The sequence below is a fragment of the Amycolatopsis rubida genome (genome assembly GCF_900115345.1).
In the GTDB taxonomy this organism is placed as follows: Bacteria; Actinomycetota; Actinomycetes; order Mycobacteriales; family Pseudonocardiaceae; genus Amycolatopsis; species Amycolatopsis rubida.
In genome coordinates, this window is sequence record NZ_FOWC01000003.1 from 437,969 (window position 1) to 458,948 (window position 20,980).

The 20,980-nt window shown below is 71.3% G+C and carries 23 protein-coding genes; 19 read left to right on the forward strand and 4 right to left on the reverse strand.

The annotated features are described in order from the left end of the window. The 6 genes from murD (at position 1) to BM362_RS16395 (ending at position 7,153) form a co-directional block, all read left to right on the forward strand. On the forward strand, positions 1-1,407 hold the full coding sequence (murD, locus tag BM362_RS16370; protein WP_067581316.1) for a UDP-N-acetylmuramoyl-L-alanine--D-glutamate ligase: 1,407 nt from the start codon (positions 1-3) through the stop codon (positions 1,405-1,407). Further along, complete coding sequence (ftsW, locus tag BM362_RS16375; RefSeq protein ID WP_067582251.1) at positions 1,394-2,830, forward strand: putative lipid II flippase FtsW; 1,437 nt, start codon at positions 1,394-1,396, stop codon at positions 2,828-2,830. Before murD ends, ftsW begins: the two co-directional genes overlap by 14 nt. After that, the gene (gene murG, locus BM362_RS16380; protein ID WP_067581318.1) at positions 2,827-3,951 is read left to right on the forward strand and encodes an undecaprenyldiphospho-muramoylpentapeptide beta-N-acetylglucosaminyltransferase; all 1,125 of its coding nucleotides are present in this window, start codon (positions 2,827-2,829) and stop codon (positions 3,949-3,951) included. The genes ftsW and murG overlap by 4 nt, the downstream gene beginning before the upstream one ends. Beyond that, positions 3,944-5,362 (forward strand): UDP-N-acetylmuramate--L-alanine ligase, encoded by a 1,419-nt coding sequence (gene murC, locus BM362_RS16385; RefSeq protein ID WP_093573691.1) that lies wholly within the window; start codon positions 3,944-3,946, stop codon positions 5,360-5,362. The genes murG and murC overlap by 8 nt, the downstream gene beginning before the upstream one ends. Continuing rightward, positions 5,359-6,225, forward strand: coding sequence for a cell division protein FtsQ/DivIB (locus BM362_RS16390; RefSeq protein WP_067581322.1), 867 nt, complete (start codon positions 5,359-5,361; stop codon positions 6,223-6,225). Before murC ends, BM362_RS16390 begins: the two co-directional genes overlap by 4 nt. A gap of 94 nt (positions 6,226-6,319) precedes the next feature. Then, positions 6,320-7,153 (forward strand): NAD(P)H-binding protein, encoded by an 834-nt coding sequence (locus BM362_RS16395; RefSeq protein ID WP_093573692.1) that lies wholly within the window; start codon positions 6,320-6,322, stop codon positions 7,151-7,153. Between the two features lie 192 nt (positions 7,154-7,345). Here BM362_RS16395 and BM362_RS16400 read toward each other — a convergent pair whose 3' ends face one another. Together BM362_RS16400 and BM362_RS16405 are read right to left on the reverse strand one after the other, a co-directional pair. Continuing rightward, positions 7,346-8,059: a DinB family protein gene (locus BM362_RS16400; RefSeq protein WP_208865222.1), complete on the reverse strand. Its 714-nt coding sequence runs from the start codon at positions 8,057-8,059 to the stop codon at positions 7,346-7,348. A 108-nt stretch (positions 8,060-8,167) separates the two neighbouring features. Continuing rightward, positions 8,168-8,602 (reverse strand): OsmC family peroxiredoxin, encoded by a 435-nt coding sequence (locus BM362_RS16405; RefSeq protein ID WP_067581326.1) that lies wholly within the window; start codon positions 8,600-8,602, stop codon positions 8,168-8,170. 115 nt (positions 8,603-8,717) lie between these two features. Here BM362_RS16405 and BM362_RS16410 point away from each other — a divergent pair, with 115 nt between their 5' ends. Both BM362_RS16410 and BM362_RS47470 read left to right on the forward strand, forming a co-directional pair. Beyond that, a complete protein-coding gene (locus BM362_RS16410) occupies positions 8,718-9,227 on the forward strand; it encodes a DinB family protein (RefSeq protein ID WP_093573866.1) in 510 nt (169 codons plus the stop codon). Beyond that, positions 9,224-9,382 (forward strand): hypothetical protein, encoded by a 159-nt coding sequence (locus BM362_RS47470; protein ID WP_157904907.1) that lies wholly within the window; start codon positions 9,224-9,226, stop codon positions 9,380-9,382. Before BM362_RS16410 ends, BM362_RS47470 begins: the two co-directional genes overlap by 4 nt. A gap of 66 nt (positions 9,383-9,448) precedes the next feature. On the opposite strand, the gene BM362_RS16415 is transcribed toward BM362_RS47470, so the two are convergent. Beyond that, positions 9,449-10,228: a DUF1295 domain-containing protein gene (locus BM362_RS16415; protein WP_093573867.1), complete on the reverse strand. Its 780-nt coding sequence runs from the start codon at positions 10,226-10,228 to the stop codon at positions 9,449-9,451. Further along, entirely contained in the window at positions 10,225-11,472 is a 1,248-nt protein-coding gene (locus BM362_RS16420) for an SAM-dependent methyltransferase (protein ID WP_093573694.1), read from the reverse strand. The genes BM362_RS16415 and BM362_RS16420 overlap by 4 nt, the downstream gene beginning before the upstream one ends. A gap of 63 nt (positions 11,473-11,535) precedes the next feature. On the opposite strand from BM362_RS16420, the gene BM362_RS16425 reads away from it, so the two are divergent. The 11 genes from BM362_RS16425 to BM362_RS16475 all read left to right on the forward strand — a co-directional run bounded on the left by BM362_RS16425 (position 11,536) and on the right by BM362_RS16475 (position 20,966). Then, entirely contained in the window at positions 11,536-12,816 is a 1,281-nt protein-coding gene (locus tag BM362_RS16425; RefSeq protein WP_067582260.1) for an NAD(P)/FAD-dependent oxidoreductase, read from the forward strand. Further along, positions 12,810-13,544, forward strand: a complete 735-nt coding sequence (locus BM362_RS16430) for a DUF1365 domain-containing protein (RefSeq protein WP_093573695.1) — start codon at positions 12,810-12,812, stop codon at positions 13,542-13,544. Before BM362_RS16425 ends, BM362_RS16430 begins: the two co-directional genes overlap by 7 nt. Further along, positions 13,537-14,130: an ECF RNA polymerase sigma factor SigK gene (gene sigK / locus BM362_RS16435; protein WP_067581333.1), complete on the forward strand. Its 594-nt coding sequence runs from the start codon at positions 13,537-13,539 to the stop codon at positions 14,128-14,130. Before BM362_RS16430 ends, sigK begins: the two co-directional genes overlap by 8 nt. After that, positions 14,127-14,888 carry an anti-sigma factor gene (locus BM362_RS16440; RefSeq protein ID WP_093573696.1) on the forward strand — a complete coding sequence of 254 codons (762 nt, stop codon included), beginning with the start codon at positions 14,127-14,129 and terminating at the stop codon, positions 14,886-14,888. The genes sigK and BM362_RS16440 overlap by 4 nt, the downstream gene beginning before the upstream one ends. Before the next feature lie 228 nt (positions 14,889-15,116). Beyond that, positions 15,117-16,433, forward strand: coding sequence for a cell division protein FtsZ (ftsZ, locus tag BM362_RS16445; protein ID WP_067582264.1), 1,317 nt, complete (start codon positions 15,117-15,119; stop codon positions 16,431-16,433). Between the two features lie 359 nt (positions 16,434-16,792). Next, positions 16,793-17,506 (forward strand): peptidoglycan editing factor PgeF, encoded by a 714-nt coding sequence (pgeF, locus tag BM362_RS16450; protein WP_093573697.1) that lies wholly within the window; start codon positions 16,793-16,795, stop codon positions 17,504-17,506. Then, positions 17,503-18,246, forward strand: coding sequence for a YggS family pyridoxal phosphate-dependent enzyme (locus BM362_RS16455; RefSeq protein WP_093573698.1), 744 nt, complete (start codon positions 17,503-17,505; stop codon positions 18,244-18,246). Before pgeF ends, BM362_RS16455 begins: the two co-directional genes overlap by 4 nt. 82 nt (positions 18,247-18,328) lie before the next feature. Further along, complete coding sequence (locus BM362_RS16460; RefSeq protein ID WP_067581341.1) at positions 18,329-18,901, forward strand: cell division protein SepF; 573 nt, start codon at positions 18,329-18,331, stop codon at positions 18,899-18,901. 115 nt (positions 18,902-19,016) lie between these two features. Next, positions 19,017-19,289 (forward strand): YggT family protein, encoded by a 273-nt coding sequence (locus tag BM362_RS16465; protein ID WP_037367937.1) that lies wholly within the window; start codon positions 19,017-19,019, stop codon positions 19,287-19,289. Between the two features lie 53 nt (positions 19,290-19,342). After that, positions 19,343-20,194 carry a DivIVA-like cell division protein Wag31 gene (gene wag31, locus BM362_RS16470; protein ID WP_067581343.1) on the forward strand — a complete coding sequence of 284 codons (852 nt, stop codon included), beginning with the start codon at positions 19,343-19,345 and terminating at the stop codon, positions 20,192-20,194. 151 nt (positions 20,195-20,345) lie between these two features. Next, on the forward strand, positions 20,346-20,966 hold the full coding sequence (locus tag BM362_RS16475) for a hypothetical protein (RefSeq protein ID WP_067581345.1): 621 nt from the start codon (positions 20,346-20,348) through the stop codon (positions 20,964-20,966). The last annotated feature ends 14 nt before the right edge of the window (positions 20,967-20,980 follow it).

Sequence of the window (20,980 nt, forward strand, 5' to 3'; positions counted from 1 at the left end):
GTGCAGCTGGAGGGCACACACGTTCTCGTCGCGGGCGCGGGGGTCACCGGGAAATCGGTCGTTCCCGTGCTGCGCGAACTGGGCGCGCGAGTCACGGTCACCGACGGCAACGCCGACCGGCTCGCCGAGCTGAAGGACCTGGACGCCGAGCTGGTGCCCGGCCTGACCGAACCGCCCGCGGGCACCGCGCTCGTGGTGACCAGCCCGGGCTGGCGGCCGGCGTCTCCGCTGCTGGTCGCGGCGGCCGAGGCGGGCGTCGAGGTGATCGGCGACGTCGAGCTGGCCTGGCGGATCGGGCAGCTGCGCGAGCATCCGCCCGCATGGCTGGTCATCACCGGCACGAACGGCAAGACGACCACGGTCGGCATGCTGGAGTCGATCCTGCGCGCGGCCGGGGCCGACGCGGTGGCCTGCGGCAACGTCGGCTATCCGGTGCTCGACGCGGTCCGCGGCGGGCACCAGGTGCTGGCCGTCGAGCTGTCGAGCTTCCAGCTGCACTGGTCGTCCACGATCGCGCCGGACGCGTCGGTGGTGCTGAACCTCGCCGAGGACCACCTCGACTGGCACGGTTCGATGGCGGAGTACGCCGCCGCGAAGGGCCGTGTGCACGAGCGTTCGCGCGCCGTCGTGCACAACGTCGACGACCCGTGGTCCGCGCGGATCGCCGAGGACCACGCGCCGGACGGCGCCCGGCGGATCGGGTTCGTGCTCGACACCCCGCGCGCCGGGGAACTGGGCCTGGTCGAAGACCTGCTGGTGGACCGCGCGTTCGGGGCCGACCCGGAGACGAGCGCGGAGGAGCTGGCCGAGATCGCCGACGTCCGCCCCGCCGGACCGCACAACCTCGCGAACGCGCTCGCCGCGGCCGCGCTGGCCCGCGCGCACGGAGTCACGCCCGCGGCGGTGCGGAAGGGGCTGCGCGCGTACGAGCCCGCGCCGCACCGCGCGGTGGAGGTCGCCGAGATCGGCGGCGTCCGCTACGTCAACGACTCGAAGGCCACCAACCCGCACGCCGCGCTCGGTTCGCTGCTCGCGCACGAAAGCGTGGTCTGGATCGCGGGCGGGCAGCTCAAGGGCGCGTCGGTGGACGAGCTGGTCGCCGCGGTCGGCGGACGGCTGCGCGCCGCCGTGCTGCTGGGCCTCGATTCACCCGTGATCGAGGCCGCTCTCGCGCGACACGCGCCGGATGTCCCGGTCAACCGCCTCCTTCCGGGTGACGATGAGCCCATGACTGCGGCGGTGAATGCGGCCAGCGCCCTGGCTCGTCCTGGTGACGTGGTGCTGCTCGCGCCCGCCGCCGCCTCGCTGGACATGTTCCGCAGCTACGGAGAACGCGGCGACGCGTTCGAAGCCGCGGTGCGTGCGCTGGACGACGGCGCGGCGGGGGCGGCGGATGACGGTCGTTGACGGAGACAAGCCCCGGCCGCGCCGCGTCCGCAAGGAAAGCCCGTTCGTCGCGCTCCGCACCGCGCTGACCGCCTGGCTGTCCCGGCCGCTGGCGTCGTTCCACCTGGTCCTCGCGCTGACCGGCATCCTCACCGTGATCGGCGCGGTGATGGTGCTGTCCGCGTCGTCGGTGGCCTCCTACAACCCGAAGACCGGCAGCGGCGTGTACGCGCTGTTCTCCCGGCACCTGATGTTCGTCGCGCTCGGCGGGATCGTGTTCTGGGTCGGCCTGCGGGTGCGGCTCGAACGGGTCCGCCGGATGTCGGCGACGATGACGGTGGTCTGCCTCGGGCTGCTGCTGCTGGTGCTGACGCCGCTCGGGTCGACGGTGAACGGTTCGCAGGGCTGGTTCAAGCTCGGCGTGTTCACCTTCCAGCCGGTCGAGGCGGCGAAGGTGGCGCTGGCCTTCTGGGGCGCGCACATCCTGGTGATCAAGTACAACGTGCTGCACCAGTGGCGGCATCTGCTGGTCCCGGTGGTGCCGGTGGCGCTGCTGATGTTCGCGCTGGTGATGCTGCAGCCCGACCTCGGCGGCACGATCACCCTCGCGGTGGTGCTGCTCGGCCTGCTGTGGTTCGCCGGCGCGCCGAAACGGCTCTTCGGGGTGATCCTGGCCGGCGGCCTGAGCGGCGTGCTGGTGCTGGCGATCATCGCGCCCTACCGGCTCGCGCGGGTGATGTCGTTCCTGTCGCCGGACGCGGACACCTCGGCCGAGGGGTTCCAGGCGAACCAGGCCAAGCTGGCGCTCGCCGACGGCGGCCTGTTCGGCAAGGGGCTCGGGCAGGGCGCGTCGAACTGGGGCTACCTGCCGAACGTGCAGAACGACTTCATCTTCGCGCTGATCGGCGAGGAACTGGGCTTCGTGGGCTGCGCGGTCGTGCTGGCGCTGTTCGCCGGCGTGGCCGTGGTCGGCCTGCGCATCGCCACCCGCAACATCGACCCGTGGATCCGGATCGTCGCGGGCACGCTGACGGTGTTCCTCGTCGCGCAGGCGGCCATCAACATCGGCTACGTGGTCGGGCTGCTGCCGGTCACCGGCGTCACGCTGCCGCTGATCTCCTACGGCGGCACCTCGCTCGTGATCACCATGCTCATCATGGGCGTGCTGGCCAACGCCGCGCGGCACGAACCCGAGGCGGTGGCCGCGCTGCGCTCGCACGGGCCGGGTAAATTCGGACGCCTGCTGCGGCTGCCCGCGCCCGATCCGTACCGCCCGCCGTCCTCCCGCAAGGGAACGCGCGGCGCGGGGACCGGGACGAAGGCGGCCCGGCCGGCGCCGCGTGCGGCCCGGCCCGCACCGGCACAGGAACGCCGCCGGTCGGCGCGGCGGACTACAGCGAACCGCGGTGCCCGGAGCACCGCGAACCGGAGAGGTCATTGGTGAGCAAGCCCGTCAAGGGAACCGAGCGGTCGGCCGCGGGCCGGGCGCCGGTCGTCGTGGTCGCAGGCGGGGGCACCGCCGGGCACATCGAGCCCGCGCTCGCGCTGGCGGACGCGGTGAAGCGGCTGCGCCCGGACGCCGAGGTGATCGCCCTCGGCACGGAACGCGGCCTGGAGAACAAGCTCGTGCCCGCGCGCGGGTACCCGCTGGAGCTGATCCCGCCGGTGCCGATGCCGCGCAAGCCGACGCCGGAGCTGCTCCGGCTGCCGCTGAAGGTGCGCGACGCGGTCCGCCGCACCCGGGAGGTGCTCGACCGGGTGCACGCGGACGTCGTGGTCGGCTTCGGCGGTTACGTCGCGCTGCCGGCGTACCTCGCCGCGCGCGGCCGCACGCCGATCGTGGTGCACGAGGCGAACAAGTCGGCCGGGCTGGCCAACAAGGTCGGCGCCCGGTTCGCCTCCCGCGTCGCGGTCGCGGTGCCGGGCACGCCGCTGCCGAAGGCCGAGGTGGTCGGCATTCCGCTGCGCCGCTCGATCACGTCGCTGGACCGGGCCGCGCTGCGCGCCGAGGCACGCGAATTCTTCGAGCTGGACCCGGACGCGCCGACGCTGCTGGTGTTCGGCGGTTCGCAGGGCGCGGCGTCGATCAACTCCGCGATTTCCGGCGCGGCGAAGGACTTCGCCGAGGCGGGCGTCGGCGTGCTGCACGCGCACGGGCCGAAGAATTCCCTTGTGGTGCAAGAGTTTCCCGGACGCCCGCCGTATGTGCCGGTGCCGTATCTGGAGCGGATGGACCTGGCCTACGCCGCGGCGGACGCGGTGGTGTGCCGGTCCGGCGCGATGACCGCGGCCGAGGTGTCCGCGGTCGGGCTGCCCGCGGTGTTCGTCCCGCTGCCGCACGGCAACGGCGAGCAGGCGGTCAACGCCCAGCCCGCGGTCGACGCGGGCGCGGCGCTGATGGTCGCCGACGCCGACCTCACCGCGGAGAAGGTCGCCGAGCTGGTGATCCCGCTGGTGACCGACGCCGACCGGGTCGCCGCGATGAGCGCGGCCGCCGTCGGGCTCGGCCACCGCGAGGCCGACGAGACCCTCGCCCGCATCGTTTTGGAGGCCGCCGGTGCCTGACACGCCCGAACTGCCCGCGCGGCTGCGCCGGGCGCACCTGATCGGGATCGGCGGGGCCGGGATGTCCGGCATCGCGCGGATTCTGCTCGCCCGCGGCGCGGCCGTGTCCGGGTCGGACGCCAAGGAATCGCGCGCGCTGCTTTCCCTGCGCGCGCAGGGCGCCACGCTGTTCGTCGGCCAGACCGCGGACAACCTCGCGGAGCTGGCCGAACCGCCGTCGGCCGTCGTGGTGTCCACCGCGATCAAGGAGGCCAACCCGGAACTCGCCGCGGCCCGCGAACGCGGCATCCCGGTGCTGCACCGCGCGCAGGCGCTGGCCGGGCTGATGGCCGGGCACCGCGTCGCGTGCATCGCGGGAACGCACGGCAAGACGTCGACCACGTCGATGCTCACCGTGGCGCTGCAGAACTGCCGGATGGACCCGTCGTTCGCGATCGGCGGCGACCTCAACGAATCCGGGGCCAACGCCCACCACGGCGAGGGCGGCGTGTTCGTCGCCGAAGCCGACGAGAGCGACGGCTCCTTTCTCACCTACACGCCGTCGGTGGCGGTGGTGACGAACGTCGAGCCCGATCACCTCGACCACCACGGCACCGCCGAGGCGTACGTGAAGGTGTTCGGCGACTTCGTCGGCCAGATCGCGCCGGGCGGGCTGCTGATCGTGTGCGCCGACGACGAGGGTGCGGCCCGGCTCGGCGACGAGGCCGCCGCTGCCGGAGTGCGGGTGCGCCGGTACGGGCGTGCCGCTTCCGGCGAGGGCGACGTGCGCGTGCTCGACTACACGCCCGCGCCGGACGGCGGTGTCGTGCGGGTCGCGCTGGACGGCGAAGAACACGACCTGCGGGTCGCGGTGCCGGGCGAGCACATGGCGCTCAACGCGGTCGCCGCGCTGCTCGCCGGGCTCGAACTCGGCGCGCCGCTGGACGGCATGGCCGCCGGGCTCGCCGCGTTCGGCGGGGTGCGCCGCCGGTTCGAGTTCAAGGGCCGCGCGGGCGACGTCCGGGTGTACGACGACTACGCGCACCACCCGACCGAGGTGGCCGCGCAGCTGCGCGCGGTGCGCACGGCGGCGGGCAGCGGACGGGTCGTCGTCGTGTTCCAGCCGCATCTTTACTCGCGCACGCAGACTTTCGCCGCCGAGTTCGCCGAAGCGTTGTCGCTGGCCGACGAGGTCGTGGTGCTCGACGTGTTCGGCGCGCGCGAGGAGCCGGTGCCGGGCGTGAACGGCGCGCTGATCGCCGACCGGGTGACCGTTCCGGTGCATTACCAGCCCGCTTTCGACGTCGCCGCCGGTTTGGTCGCGGACCTCGTGCGTCCGGGCGATCTCGCGATCACCATGGGCGCGGGCGACGTGACGCAGCTGGGCCCGGAGATCCTGGCCGAGCTGGACCGGAGGGCCGGCCGAGGATGACCGAGACCCGGCAGCAGCGCCGTCGCTCGCCCGCGCCTCGCGCGGGCGAGGAACAGCGTGCTGCCCTGGCCCGGGAACGACGCGGGAGGCGGACCGAGGAGGAACGCCGGCGCACTCGTGCCCGGACCTCCGCGCGTTCGGGCCGTTCGACGCGGGCTGCCGCGCGGAAGTCCCGGCCCACGCGCGGCAAGGAGATCCGCCGTCGCTGGGTGGCTCTGCTGACTGTGGTCACCCTGGTCGCGCTGGGGTATTTGCTGTTCTTCAGCTCGCTGCTCGCGGTGAAGACGGTCGAGGTGCAGGGCGCGAAAACGGTGTCGGCGGACCAGATCCGCGCGACCGCCGCGGTGCCGCCCGATCAGCCGATGCTGCGCGCGGACGTCGACGGGATCCGCGACCGGGTGGCCCAGATGCCGGGCATCGCGACCGTCGACGTGTCCCGGTCGTGGCCGACGACGCTGGAGATCGCGGTGACCGAACGGACCGCGATCGCGTTCTTCGACAGCGGTCCCGGCGGCGACGGGGTGCACCTGGTCGACGGCAGCGGGGTCGTGTTCAAGACGGTGAAGACCCGGCCGGTCGGGCTGCCCGAGCTGAAGCTGCCGAAGGTGTCGGTGGACGATCCGGTCACTCGCGCGGTGACCGCGGTGCTCGGGGTGCTGCCGGAGCAGTTGCTGAAGCAGACGAAGACGGTCACCGCGCAGACGCCGGCGAGTGTCGAGTTCACGCTGTCCACCGGCAAGACTGTGCGGTGGGGGAACGCGGAGAACACTGACCGCAAGGCGAAGGTGCTGGCTGCGTTGCTGACCCAGCAGGGGAAGATCTACGACGTTTCCGCGCCGGAGCTGCCGACCATCACCTCGTGAGTGGCGCTGCCGGTGAGCGTCGGCATAGCTGTTCACGAGGCTTCCGTATGCCGTACGCTAGTCGAGTTCGTACGCCATACGAGAAGGTGGGGGCATGACAGTTCTGGTGACGGGTGCGACCGGCAACGTCGGGCGGCTGGTGGTTGACGAGCTGGTGGCTCGCGGGGTGCCGGTGCGGGCGTTGACGGTGGACCCGGAGCGGGCGGCATTGCCGGACGGGGTCGAGGTGGCGGTCGGGTCGCTGGCCAAGCCTTCGACGTTGCCTGCTGCGCTGGCCGGGGTCGAAGCGGTTTATCTGGCTCCTTACCCGCGGACTGTTTCGCGGTTTTGCGAACTGGCTTCGGCGGCTGGGATTCCGCGGGTGGTCGCGCTGTCCGGGTCCAGTGTGGGGGATACACATCCGATGTCCAGCGGGCACGGGTTCGCCGCGGTCGAGGCCGCGGTGCGGGCTGGTGAATTCGACTGGACGTTTGTGCGGCCCGGGGCGTTTATGATCAATTCGTTGGGGTGGGCGGCTTCGATTCGGGAGCGGGGGGAGGTCCGGTCGGTTTATCCCCGGGCTACGCAGACGCCCGTTGATTTGGGGGATATCGCCGCGGTGGCTGCCCAGGTGCTGGCCGCGGAAGGGCATGGGGGGCGGACTTATGAAGTGAGCGGGCCGGAGGGGATTTCGCTGGAGGCGATGGCTGCGGCTATCGGGGGTGCGGTGGGGAAGGCGCTGCGGTTCGTGGAGTTGACCCCGGAGGAGCAGATTGCCGAGTGGGTCGGGGCCGGGTATCCGGCGGGGGTTGCTTCGTGGTTGCTGGAGAATTTCGCGGTGACTGATCGGGAGCCGCAGGTTCCTACTGGGGTGGTGGAGGAATTGCTGGGGCGGGACGGGGTTTCTTTTGCTGAGTGGGCCAAGGTTAATGGTGCGGCGTTTTCCTGAGGGGGTGGCTCGTCGCCCGGCGGCGACATTGCGCCCGGTGCTCGGTTAGGGCGCCCCGAAGCTGGGGTGTGACTACGGCGCGGGGGTGCTGGTCAGGGCGGAAAGCTTCCTTGACCAGCACCCCCGCGCTGTGTTTTGGCTTCGTATCAGGGGGTGGCTGCCTGGTTGGGCGGTGCACTGGCTGCGGATGCTTTAGCCAGCGGTTTCGATGAGGTCTAGGTCTCTGGTGCAGAAGCTGTGGTGTTCGAAGGTTTCGGTGAGCACGGTGCCTAGGCATTGGCGCACTGAGCGGCCTCTTGCGTAGGGCGGCCAGACGTCGTCGTCGGGTACTGGGGCTGGTGCTGTTAGCTGGGCGGTGGTGACCTTGTCCAGCCAGGCTTCTAGTTCGGCGGCTTGTGCGTCGCGCACGTTCGCGATTTCGTCTAGGGACGGATCTAGCGAGAGGTCTAGCCCGTGTGCTTCGCGGTAGGGCTCGACGGTGGGGCCGATGCCCATGGGCGTGAATTGCGACGTCGAGCCTAGGCAGCAGCGGCGGAACCAAGAGTCGTGGACGAAGACCAGGTGGCGCATTGTCTGCGCCGCGGACCATTCGTCGTTCACGCTGCGGCGTTCGATGCCTGGTGCGCGGCGGATTCGCTCGATCGTCGCGGTCCAGCCGGCACGGAGCCGGCGCGCTGCCTCGCGCAGGTCGGCGAGGTCCGCCGAGCGGATCAGCACTCGCACCGGATGGCGGCGGTCCAGTTCCGCCTCGACGTACTCGCTGACTTCGACGCCGTTCACCACGAGGTTGGAGACGAGCCCGTCGATCACGGCGTCCCGCATGACCACGCCGATCAGGCGCGCTCCGGTCAGATCGCACTCGCGGAACTCCGCGTCGTGCAGGTCCTCGTCGACATGTCTTTTCACGATCCGCATCGTAGGATCGAGCACCGACAAAACCGGCTGCGCGCGGCCGATCGCGGGTCGTGCGGGGGACCCTGGGGGAAGCAGAGCCCCCCGCACGACCGGCGGGGGTCAGGCCAGTGCGGCGTCCAGGGTGATGGTGGTGCCGGAGAGGGCCTTGGAGACCGGGCAGGTTTGTTCGGCGGCGGTGGCCAGCTCGGCGAACTGGTCCGCGGTCACGCCGTCCAGTTTCGCGCGCAGGGTGATGGCGATGCCGCTGATTTCGAAGCCGCCGCCGTCGGCTGGGCCGAGGGTCACCTCGGCGGAGACGTCGATGTACTCGGCTTCCAGTTTCCGGGACTCCAGCACGCCGGAGAGGTTCATCGCCAAGCAGCTGGAGTGGGCGGCGGCGATGAGTTCCTCGGGGCTGGTCCGGCCGTCCGGATCGCCTGCCCGGGTCGGGAAGGACACCTCGTAGGCGCCCAGGTTCGACGAGTCGAGGGTGACCTCGCCCTTGCCTTTCTGCAGTCCGCCGGTCCAGTGGGTGGTCGCGTCGCGGCTGGGCATCGCTGTCTCCTTCGAAACGGTGGGGGAACACTGCCCCGTTGAAGGTAGTACACAATTACATTGTGTGCAAGTTAAAACGCGGAAAGGGGTGGCCCGGTACGGCAGACTGCGAACGGTGACCGATGCTCCTGAACGTCCCGATCCGCCGATGGCGGGGGACGAGCGCGCCCAGCTCACCGGCTTCCTCGACTTCCTGCGCGCCAGCGTCGTGTGGAAATGCTCCGGGCTCACCGACGAGCAGGCCCGCCGAACGCAGGTGCCCAGCGAGCTGACCACGATCGCCGGGCTGCTGTGCCATCTCACGCTCGTGGAGAACTACTGGTTCCGGGTCGTGCTCGACGGGCAGCCGGACGCGTGGGCGGATCGGCTTGAGATCGATCGCGATGCCGAGTTCCGGCTCGCGCTGGAGCTGCCGATGACGCAGTTGATCGCCGACTACGAGGCGGAGGCCGAGCAGTGCCGGGCGGTCGTGGCGGCGCGGGGGTTCGACGACACGGTGCTGTTCAAGGGGGACAAGCCGCTCACGGTGCGTTGGGTTGTCACGCACATGATCGAGGAGACCGCGCGCCATCTCGGGCATCTTGACCTGTTGCGGGAGCTGACCGACGGTCTCACCGGGGAGTGAGCCCCGATCGCGCGCAGCTGGCCGGCGACCTCGAACCGCTGCGCGCGACCATGGCCTGGGAGTGCCCCGGGCGCATCGGCGAGCAAGCGCACGTGCCCGGCGAGCTGATGACCGCCGCCGGGAGGCCCGCAGCGGTTGGGCCGCGCGGCTGGTGACGGCCGGAACGGTGGTCGAGTGTCAGGTGAAGGAGACCTCGCGGCCGCACGAGTTGTCGCGGAAGCTCATCGGGCAGTGAACTTCTTCGGGGGCAGCGGGACGAATCCGCTGGTGCGGGCGATGTAGCCGGCGTAGCCGGGGCGGGTGTGCCGCATGCCGTTTTCCAGCATGGGCTTGCCGGTGCCGCGGGCGAGGGTGAAGGTCATCGCGACCGGGGACAGGATCGTCAACGCACCGGGCCACGTCGAGCAGGCCAGCAGGTAGAGGCCCCACCAGACGCAGGCGTCGCCGAAGTAGTTCGGGTGCCGGGTGTAGCGCCAGAGGCCGGTGTCGAGGACTTGGCCCCGGGTCGCCGGGTCCTCGCGGAACCGGCGCAGCTGCTCGTCGCCGACGGTTTCGAAGGCGAAGCCGACCAGCCAGACCGCCACGCCCAGCCAGGCGGTGACGCCGAAACCCGTGCCGGACATGGCGAACTGCACGGGCAGCGAGACGAACCACAGGACCACGGCCTGCATCAGGTAGGTCCGCACGAAGATCCGGACGCCGGGATTCGCGCCCGCGCGTTCGGCTATCTGCTGGTAGCGCGGGTCTTCCGGCTTGCCGCGGTTGCGCAGGTGCAGGTGAACGGCCAGGCGCACGCCCCAGACGACGGTGAGCGCGGCCGTCGTCAGGCGCAGGGCGAGCGGGCCCGAGCCGAAGGGGAACGAGACCACCGCGACGAGGGCGAAGCCCAGGCCCCAGAAGGTGTCGATGGTGTCGTAGCGGCGGCGCAGGCGGGCGATGCCGAAGGTCAGGGTCACCGCGACCAGGGTGACCCCGGCGGTGAGGGCGAGCAGCGCGATCATGCCCACTCCCTCGTCCACGGCAGGGCGGAGCGGCCGGTCGCGTCCGGTCGCACCGCGAGGATCTGGTCGACGCCCATGCGGTTCTCCTCGAAGGCGAGTGCACCACCTGCGAGGTAAAGCCGCCAGACCCGGGCTCCGGCCTCGCCGATCAGCGCGACGGCCTCGTCCCAGTGCTGCTCCAGCGTGTCTGCCCAGGCTCGCACAGTCGGGACGTAGTGCTCGCGCAACGCGTGCACGTCGCGGATTTCGAAGCCCGCGGTTTCAAGGTGGCCGAGGGTGCGGCTGAGCGGGCGCATGGTCATGTCGGGGGCGATGTAGCGCTCGATGAACGCGCCGCCGCCGGGTGCGACCGCTCCGCGCGACATTTGCTGCAGCAGCAGGCGGCCGGTGGGTTTGAGCATCCGGTGCAGCGTGGCGGCGTAGGCCGGGTAGTTCTCTTCGCCGACGTGTTCGCCCATCTCGATGGATGCTACGGCGTCGAAGGTCTCTCCGGCGAGTTCCCGGTAGTCCTGCCGCCGGACTTCGACGCGGTCGTCCAGGTCGTGCTGCGCAAGCCGGGTTTTGACGTGCTGCACCTGCTCGGCGGAGATGGTGACGCCGACGACCTGGACGCCGTGGTGCTTCGCCGCGTGCACGACCAGGGAACCCCAGCCGCAGCCGACGTCGAGCAGGCGCATGCCCGGCCGCAGGCCGAGTTTGCGGCAGATCAGCTCAAGTTTGTCGTGCTGGGCGCGAGCAAGATCAGCAGAGCCGGCGTCCTCGGACCAGTAGCCCGAGGAGTACGCCATCGAATCGTCCATCAGCAGCTGGTAGAAGGCGTTCGACAGGTCGTAGTGGTGCGAGATCGCGGAGCGGTCCCGGCCGAGGGTGTGCCGCTTCCCGCGCAGCCGGGCTTCTTCGGCGGGCGGCTTCGGCGGCAGGCCGAACACTCCGAGCCGGGCGGCCAGACGCACGGCCTCGCCGAAGTCTCGTGCGGACAGGTGCGGCCGGTAGGCCCAGGCCCGGCGGAAGCCCTCGGTGAGATCCCCCTCGACGTCCAGATCGCCCGAGACGTAAGCCCTGGCCAGGCCCAGTTCGCCAGGCGAGTACAGCAGCCAGCGCAGCGCGCGGCGGTTTTTCAGGACGACGGTCGGTCCGGCCGGTCCGGCCTGGTGCCCGTCCCAGGTGCGGACGGCGACCGGGAGCGGGCCGCCGAGGACGCGTTCGGCGAAGTCGGCGAGTCGGTGGGCTGCGGATTTCGGCATGCGAGGGATTCGGAGCCGGGGATCGCCCGGATTGGCGCCAATCCGGCCCGGCCGCGGCGCCGAATGCCTTCCGTGCACCACACCACGGGACAACGCATCGCTGTCATCGGCAGCGGGGTCGCCGGCCTCACCGCCGCGTACCTGCTGCAGCGCCGCTACGAGGTTCTGCTGTTCGAAGCCGACGACCGGCTCGGCGGCCACGCCCACACCCACGACGTGCCGAGCGCGCACGGCGGGACCGTCGCCGTCGATACCGGGTTCCTCGTCCACAACGAGCGCACCTACCCGACGCTGCTGCGGCTGTTCGGCGAACTGGGCGTCCGCACCCGCGAGACCGAGATGTCGATGAGCATCCGTTGCGACGGCTGCGGCCTGCAGTACGCCGGGGCGAAGGGCGTGCGCGGGCTGTTCGCGCAACGGAGCAACGTCGCGTCCACGCGCTACCTGCGCATGCTGGCCGAGGTGAAGCGGTTCCACCGGCACGCCGGACGCCTGCTGGCTCGCCCCGACGCGGGCGACGTCCCGCTCGGCGCATTCCTCGCGATCGGCGGGTATTCGCGGTACTTCGTGGACCATTTCGTGCTGCCTCTCGTGTCCACGGTGTGGTCCGCCGATCGCACCGACACCATGCAGTATCCGGCGCGGTATCTGTTCGAATTCCTGCGCAATCACGGAATGCTCACCGTGCGGAATTCGCCGACCTGGCGGACGGTTGCCGGCGGTTCGCGGGAGTACGTCGAGCGGGCGGCCAAGCAGCTCACCGCAGTGCATCTGTCCACTCCAGTACGCGCGGTGCGGCGGACCGCGCGCGGCGTCGAGGTGCGCGACGATGCCGACACAGCACACCGGGTCGACCGCGTCGTGGTTGCGACGCATGCGGATCAAGCGTTGCGCATGCTGACGGATCCCACCGCGGCGGAACAGAAACTGCTCGGTGCTTTCCGCTACTCGCGCAACGAAGCTTGGCTGCACACTGATCCCGCCGTGCTGCCGACCGTGCCTGGTGCCCGGTCTTCCTGGAATTACCGGACGCCTGGCTGCGGGGCGGACATGCGCGCTGTCCAAGTCACCTACGACCTGAATCGCCTGATGGGCCTCGACGAAGCGACGACGTACGCCGTCACCCTCAACCCGAGCGTCGGCCTCGATTCGGACGCAGTGGTCGCGAAAATGTCCTACGAGCACCCGATCTACACGCCGGAATCGGTTGCCGCGCAGAGGAGCCTGGCGGAATTGAACGACGGTGTCCTCGCGTATGCCGGGGCTTATCAAGGCTGGGGATTCCACGAGGACGGCTGTTCTTCCGGCGTCCGCGCCGCGGCCAGTTTCGGGGTGAGCTGGTGACCGCTCTCTACGACGCCACCGTCGCGCACGTCCGCCGGGCCGACCCGCCGTACTCCTTCGCGCACCGGATGTACCTGTGGCGGACCGACCTCGACGACCTGCCGCGGCTGCCGTGGTGGCTCCGGCCGTTCGCGCGCTTCGACGGCCGCGACCACTTCAGCCGGGGCGAGCCCGGCGACATCCGGTCCAAACTGGACGCTTGGCTCGCGCACCGCGGAGTGGACTTGCGCGGCGGACCGGTGACGATGCTCGCGTCGGCGCGCGTTCTCGGGTACGTGTTCAATCCGATCACGGTCTACTGGTGCCACACGCCGGACGGCGCGCTCGCCTGCGTGGTCGCCGAGGTGCACAACACCTACGGCGGACGGCACGCCTACCTGCTCCGGCCCGGCGGGGACCTCGGGGACCTCCGGGCGGACAAGGAGTTCTACGTGTCGCCGTTCCAGGAGATGGCGGGGGAGTACCGGATGCACCTGCCGCGGCCGGACGCGCTGCTGGCGTTGACCGTCGTCCTCCAGCACGACGGAGACGCCGCGCTGACCGCTACGCTGCGAGGAGTCCGCCGTCCGGTCGGGATCCGCACGCTCGCGCGGTTCCTGCTGGGCAGGCCGCTGCAACCGCAGCGCGTCGCGGCGCTGATCCGCCGCCACGGGCTCGCGCTGTGGCGGCGCAAGGCCCCGCTCGCCGCCCGGACCGGACAGAACACGGCAGGAGCCCTCCATGGATGAGAGCGCACGCCCGGCGGACCGGCTCTCGGCGGTGCCCTCGACCGGTGCCGAGGACCTGATGGCGCTGGTCGCGAAGGGGGACGAACGCGCCTTCGAGCGGCTCTACGATCAGCTCGCCGGTCCCGTCTACGGGCTTGTCCGCCGCATCGTGCGAGATCCTGCGCAGTCCGAAGAGGTCGCGCAGGAGGTGCTCGTGGAGCTGTGGAAGACCGCGACGCGTTATTCGCCGGCGAAGGGCAGCGTCCTGAACTGGGCGATGACTCTCGCGCACCGCCGCGCGGTCGACCGGGTCCGGTCCGCCCGGGCGAGCACCGAACGGGAGCGCAAAGCGACCTTCGAAGCCGCGCGCGGGCGGCCGTTCGACGAGGTCGCCGAATCCGTCGCGACCCGGCTGGAACGTTCGCAGGTGCGGCGCTGCCTGAAGACGCTCACCGAACTGCAGCGGGAATCGGTCCTCCTGGCCTACTACCAGGGCTACACCTATCGCGAGGTCGCCGACGTGCTGGACACGCCGCAGGGGACGGTCAAGACGAGACTGCGCGACGGGTTGATCCGGCTGCGCGACTGCTTGGGGGTGACGGCGTGAGCAGCCCGGAGATGCACACGTTGGCCGGCGCGTACGCGCTCGACGCGCTGTCGGAGGTCGAGCGGGCCCAGTTCCGCCGTCACCTCGAGCAGTGCGAGGCCTGCGCGCAGGAGGTGCGGGAACTGAGCGAGACCGCGGCCCGGCTCGGCGCGGCGATGGACGAGCAGCCGCCGTCCGGCCTCAAGGACCGGGTGCTGACGGAAATGCGCACGACGCGCCAGCTGCCGCCGCGGACCGGCGCCGCGGAACCGCGTCCGCGCGGACCGCGCCGCTGGCCGATGCTCATCGCCGCCGCGGCCGCGGTGATCGGGCTCGCCCTGGCCGGCGTGTTCGGCGGGATCGCGCTGCACACCAGCAGCCAGCTGAACAGCGCACAGTCCGAATTGGGCGCCGCGCGCGACCGCTACCTGCCGGTGGCCGAATTGCTCACCGCGCCCGACACGCGGACCGAGCACGTCACGTCGCCGCGCGGGGGCGGAGGCACGGTGGTCGTTTCGCGGAAGCTGGACCGCGTGATGTTCATGCAGTCCGGGCTGCCGCCGGTCCAGTCCGGGCAGGTGTACGAGGCCTGGCTGATGGGCCCGGACCTCGCGCCGCGCCCGGCTGGTCTGCTGCCCGGGGGACCGTCGGGTTCGCTGGTGGTGGCGGACGGCCTGGCTGGTGCGCAGCAGTTCGCGGTGAGCGTGGAGCAGGCCGGGGGATCGCCGTCGGGGAAGCCGTCGAGCGACGTCGTTCTGGTCACTTCCGTGCCCGCATAGCAGACCGCGCGCCCGGCCTCGCGGCGGGCTCCGGCCTTGCGCGCGGCTTCGCGTTGTGGCAAAACACCTTTGCCGCTCACGGCGTGGCTACTGGATTAGAGCTTGCGCGGCGCCTACCGTCCTGCCTTGACGCCGGTGGTTGACATAACTCTCACTCTCGGGTTGAGGTTGAGGGTTTCCGGCCCCGGCGGGCGGCATGTGCACATCACGATCAGGAAGGCGGACCCGATGACGCCCCCGCACAACTACCTTGCGGTGATCAAGGTCGTCGGCATCGGCGGCGGCGGCGTGAACGCCGTGAACCGGATGATCGAGGTCGGCCTCAAGGGTGTCGAGTTCATCGCGGTGAACACCGACGCGCAGGCACTGCTCATGTCCGACGCCGACGTCAAGCTCGACATCGGCCGGGAACTGACCCGCGGACTCGGCGCCGGAGCCGCCCCCGAGGTGGGGCAGAAGGCGGCCGAGGACCACCGCGAGGAGATCGAAGAGGTCATCAAGGGCGCCGACATGGTGTTCGTGACCGCGGGCGAGGGCGGCGGCACCGGCACCGGCGGCGCGCCGGTCGTCGCGCAGATCGCCCGCAAGCTCGGCGCGCTCACGATCGGCGTGGTGACCCGCCCGTTCACCTTCGAGGGCAAACGCCGCGGCAAGCAGGCCGAAGAGGGCATCCAGCAGCTGCGCAACGAGTGCGACACGCTGATCGTGATCCCGAACGACCGGCTGCTGCAGCTCGGCGACATCGGCGTGTCCCTGATGGACGCGTTCCGCTCCGCCGACGAGGTGCTGCTCTCCGGTGTCCAGGGCATCACCGACCTGATCACCACGCCGGGCCTGATCAACCTGGACTTCGCCGACGTCAAGAGCGTCATGTCCGGCGCGGGCTCCGCGCTGATGGGCATCGGCTCCGCGCGCGGCGAGGGACGGGCGATCCAGGCCGCGGAGAAGGCGATCAACTCGCCGCTGCTGGAAGCGTCGATGGACGGCGCGCACGGCGCGCTGCTGTCCATCGCGGGCGGATCGGACCTCGGGCTGTTCGAGATCAACGAGGCCGCGTCGCTCGTGCAGGAATCGGCGCACCCGGACGCGAACATCATCTTCGGCACGATCATCGACGACTCCCTCGGCGACGAGGTCCGCGTCACGGTGATCGCGGCCGGGTTCGACGCGGGCGCGCCCACCCACAAGAAACTCGACCCGCCCGCGTTCGGCGGCAAACAGGGCAACGGCACCGCGTCCGCCGCGGCGGGCCAGGTCGGCGGCGGTTCGGCCGCGCAGACCCCGCCGCAGACCGGGGCCACCCCGGTGCCCCCGGCGGGCAGCTCCGGCTACCCGGTGGCTCCGCCGCGGACTCCGCCGTCGGGCCTGCCGCAGCCGGGCACCGGCACCCCACCGGGCGGCCTTCCCCAGCCGGGCGGCGGCTCGCGCGGCTATTCGCCGATCGGTTCCGGTTCCGCGTCGGGCGGTCTGCCGAGCCGCCCGACGACGGTGCACGACGACCCGACCGACGACGACGTGGACGTGCCGCCGTTCATGCGGCGGTAAGCAAGGACTCGCGAGCGACGGCCGTCCCGACACGTTCGGGGCGGCCGTCGTCGTGTCCGGGCCCTCGTGAGCGCTGGTGCCGGTTTTCACTGGGATCGCCACTCACGAGGCTTGGGGGTGCGGGGCTCGTGAGCGCTGGTGCCGGTTCTCGCCGGGATCGCCACTCACGAGGGCCCGGCCACGACGCGTACTTGCGCGGGACAAGGCAGCTGCTGCGGTGGCCGCGGGGCATGGGCGCAGTGGGCAGAAGCGTGCGGCGGCCAGACCGGCCTCGTGAGCGCTGCTGCCGGTGAGAACCGGGATCGCCGCTCACGAGCCTCGCCCCCGGCGGCCGCCGCGGTTTTTGGCAGGATGACGGGGTGCGAGTACGACGAGTGGTCACGACCAGGGCGGGCGGGGCTTCCCGGCCGCCGTACGAGAGTTTCAACCTCGGCGACCATGTCGGCGACGACGCGGGCGACGTCTACGCCAACCGCAAGCGGCTGGCGACCGAACTCGGTCTCGCCGAGGACAAGCTGGCCTGGATGGAGCAGGTGCACGGCCGCACCGCGACCGTCGTGGACGGCACCGAGACCTCCGCCGCCGAAGCGACCGACGCGCTGGTGACCGATCGTCCGGGCGTCGCGCTCGTGGTGCTGGTCGCGGACTGCGTTCCGGTGCTCATGGCGGATCCGGAAGCGGGCGTCGTCGCCGCGGTGCACGCGGGCCGGGTCGGCGCGCGCGTCGGCGTGGTGCCTGCCGCGCTGGAGGCGATGCGCGAGCTCGGCGCCGAACCGGGCCGCGTCGAGGCGTTGCTCGGTCCGGCCATTTGCGGCGACTGCTACGAGGTCCCGGCCGCGATGGCCGCGGACGTCGAGAAACATCTGCCCGGCAGTTCCGGCACAACGCGCAAGGGCACGACCAGCCTGGACCTGCGGGCCGGGCTCTGGCAGCAGCTGGCCGACCTCGGCGTCGGCCGCGTCGGGGCGGATCCGCGGTGCACGGCGGAGGACAAGACGTTGTTCAGCTTCCGCCGCGACGGCACCACCGGCCGCATCGCCGGAATCACCTGGCTGGAAGAGGAGAAGGCGTGACCGAGGACCCGGCGGAGCAGCGGCGGGCGGAGCTGGCGGCGTCGCTGGCCGCGGTCGAGGAGCGCATCGCGAACGCCTGCGCGGAGGCCGGTCGTGCTCGCGACGAGGTGCGGTTGCTGGGCGTCACCAAGACCTTCCCGGCGACTGACGCCGCGGTGCTGACCGACCTCGGGCTGCTGAACCTCGCCGAAAACCGCGACCAGGAAGCCGGTCCGAAGGCGGCCGAGGTCGCCCAGCTGCGCCCGGAAGCCGCGCCGCGCTGGCACATGGTCGGGCGGCTGCAGCGGAACAAGGCGCGGTCGGTGGTGCGCTGGGCGGCCGAGGTCCAGTCGGTCGACTCGGCGCGGCTCGCCGACGCGCTCGCCCGCGCGGTCGCCGCCGCGCGGGAGGCGGGGGAGCGGACCGGACCGCTCGACGTCCTGGTCCAGGTGAGCCTCGACGGCGACGTCGCGCGCGGCGGGACCCGGCTCGAGGAGCTCGACGCCCTCGCCGACCGCATCGCCCACACGGGGGAGCTGCGACTGCGCGGCGTGATGGCTGTGGCCCCGTTGGGGGAGGACCCGGGCACTGCTTTTGCCCGCCTGTCCCGCGCGGCGGAAAGAGTCCGTGCCCGGTATCCGGAAGCGGCTGACGTCTCCGCCGGGATGAGCCATGATCTGGACCAGGCGATCCGGCACGGCTCCACGTGTGTGCGTGTCGGAACCGCGTTGCTCGGCGGGCGCGGTTTAGCCTCGCCGTAGGGAGTCCGCCCGGTGGTGACGTTTCGTGTCCGGCCGGGCGGGGCACAACGGTGCGGGAGCGGCAGAGGGCTAGGGAGAGGCTATGAGCGCGCTGCAGAAGCTGAAGGCCTACTTCGGGATGGTGCCCGCGGACGAAGACGGCTACGACGACGGGTACGACGACTACGACGACGGCTACGACCAGCCGCCGGCGCGGTCCCGGGCGCGCTACCGCGATGTCGAAGAGACTTACGGCGAACCGGCCGCTCGCGTGCGGTCGCGGTCGATGGCGGCCGAGCCGACGACGCACGGCGCGCTCGCCGTGGACCGCCAGCCGGAGCCGATCGCCCGGTTGCGCCCGGTCGCCGAACCGGTCGCCGCGCCGGTCCGGGACCCGCTCAGCCGGATCACCACGCTGCACCCGACGAGCTACATCGAGGCGCGGGCGATCGGCGAGCACTACCGCGAGGGCATTCCGGTGATCATCAACCTCACCGAGATGGAGAACGCGGACGCCAAGCGGATCGTGGACTTCGCGGCGGGACTGGCGTTCGCCGTGCGGGGGTCGATGGACAAGGTCACCAACAAGGTGTTCCTTCTCTCACCGCCCGATGTGGACGTGACCGCCGAGGACCGCAGGCGGATCGCCGAGGGCGGATTGTTCCTGCGCGGGTGAACGGGGGCGGACCGCTGGGCGCAGCCAGACGTGATTTTGTCGACTATGCCGCCCTCGGGGCGGCTGGTCGCGCCCCATCCGGCCGTCCCCCGCTAGAGTGGTCGCCGTGAATGCTGTGTGGCTTGCGATCTGGTACGTGCTGTTTGCCTTCTGGCTGCTGCTCACGGCCCGGATCGTGGTCGAGCTCGTGCGGACTTTCGCACGGGAATGGCGTCCCGCCGGAGGGGTTGCGGTGACGCTCGAGACCATCTACACAGTGACCGACCCGCCGGTGCGGTTGTTCCGCAGGATCATTCCGATGGTCCGGATCGGCGGCGTAGGACTGGACTTGTCGATTATGGTGCTGCTGTTGGTTGTGTTCTTCGCGATGCAACTGACACCCAGGTGATCGGGGAAAACCCGGGTGTGTCCTGCAGGCCATGGAGTGCGTGAGGTGATCTGATGTCGTTGACCCCCGCTGACGTGCATAACGTCGCGTTCAGCAAGCCGCCCATCGGCAAGAGGGGCTACAACGAGGACGAGGTGGACGCGTTCCTCGACCTGGTGGAGACCGAGCTTGCCCGGTTGATCGAGGACAACAACGAGCTGCGCCAGCAGGTCGAGCAGCTCGACTCCGAGCTCGAGTCGACCCGCTCGGAGCTCGAGAACGCGAAGGTCGCCGGCCCGCCGCCGGGCCGCGACCCCGAGCCGTCGCGGCGGCTCGCCCCGGTTCCGCCTCCCGCTTCGGCGATGGAGCAGACCCAGGCGCACTCGATGGTCCCCGACAGCGGCGAGCCGAACGTCCAGGCGGCCAAGGTGCTCGGCCTGGCCCAGGAAATGGCCGACCGGCTCACCGCCGAGGCGAAGACCGAGTCCGACGGGATGCTGGCGGAGGCGCGGACCAAGTCCGAGCAGCTGCTGTCCGACGCCCGGGCGAAGTCCGACTCGATGGTGAACGAGGCGCGCACCCGCGCCGAGACGATGCTGAACGACGCGCGCACGCGCGTCGAAACGCTGGAGCGCCAGGCGCGCGACAAGGCGACCACGCTGGAACGCGAGTCGCAGCGCAAGTACACCGAGACGATGAACAACCTGAACGCCGAAAAGGGCGCTTTGGGCAAGAAGATCGAAGAGCTCCGCACGATCGAGCGCGAATACCGCACCCGGTTGCGCGGCTTCCTCGAGTCCCAGCTGCGCGAGCTCGACGACCGCGGCTCCGCGGCCCCGGCGTCGGCGTCCTCCGGGTCGAGCCAGTCCTCGACCGGAAACAGCGGCCAGGGCTACTCGTTCGGCCCGCGCGCCGAGGCAGGCTGACCGACCGCCGCACGCACCCCGCCGGATGACCTTCCGACCCGGCGGGGTTTCGGCGTGTCCGGGTCCGGCACCGCCACCGTGGGGAACCGGCGGGGTACGCCGCGTGGGCGGGTCGCATCGGGAAACCGGGCGGCGCGTGTTGTAATTCAGCGTGCTCTACATCGTCCTCCTTCTGGTGCTGGCGGCTCTCGGGCTGCTCGTCACGGCGCTCATCACGGGCACCTCGCTGTGGGCCTGGGTTTCCATCGGCCTTTCCGTGCTCGCCGGGCTCCTTCTGCTCGTCGACTGGCTGCGCCGGCGCAAACGCGCGGACACCGGCTCGGACGAGGACTCCGAAGAGCCGGCCGACGCCGAGGACTCCGAGCCGGACTCGGATTCGGCGGAGAACAAGGACGAGGCGGCCCCGGCCGAAGCGGACGCCGAGCAGACCGCGCTGATCCCGGCGACGGGCGAGCTGGGCGATCCGGCGGACGTGCCGGAACCGGAGGTCGGGAAGCCCGCCGCGGAAGCCGGGCCCCAGTCCGAGGCGAAGGCGGTGCGCGACACGCCGCCCGCCGTGGAGGAGACCGCGCCGGAGGACCTCGAGGTGGTCACGGAGCTTGAGGACGAGGTCGTGGTCGTCGACGAGTACCCGCGCTACCACCTGGTGGACTGCGGCTGGCTGTCCGGCCGCGACACGATCCCGATCGGCGTCGGCGAGGCGCGGCAGCTCGGGTTCACGCCGTGCGCGCGGTGCGGTCCGGACGCGGTGCTGGCCGCGGCGCATCGCTGACGCCCTCGTGCGTG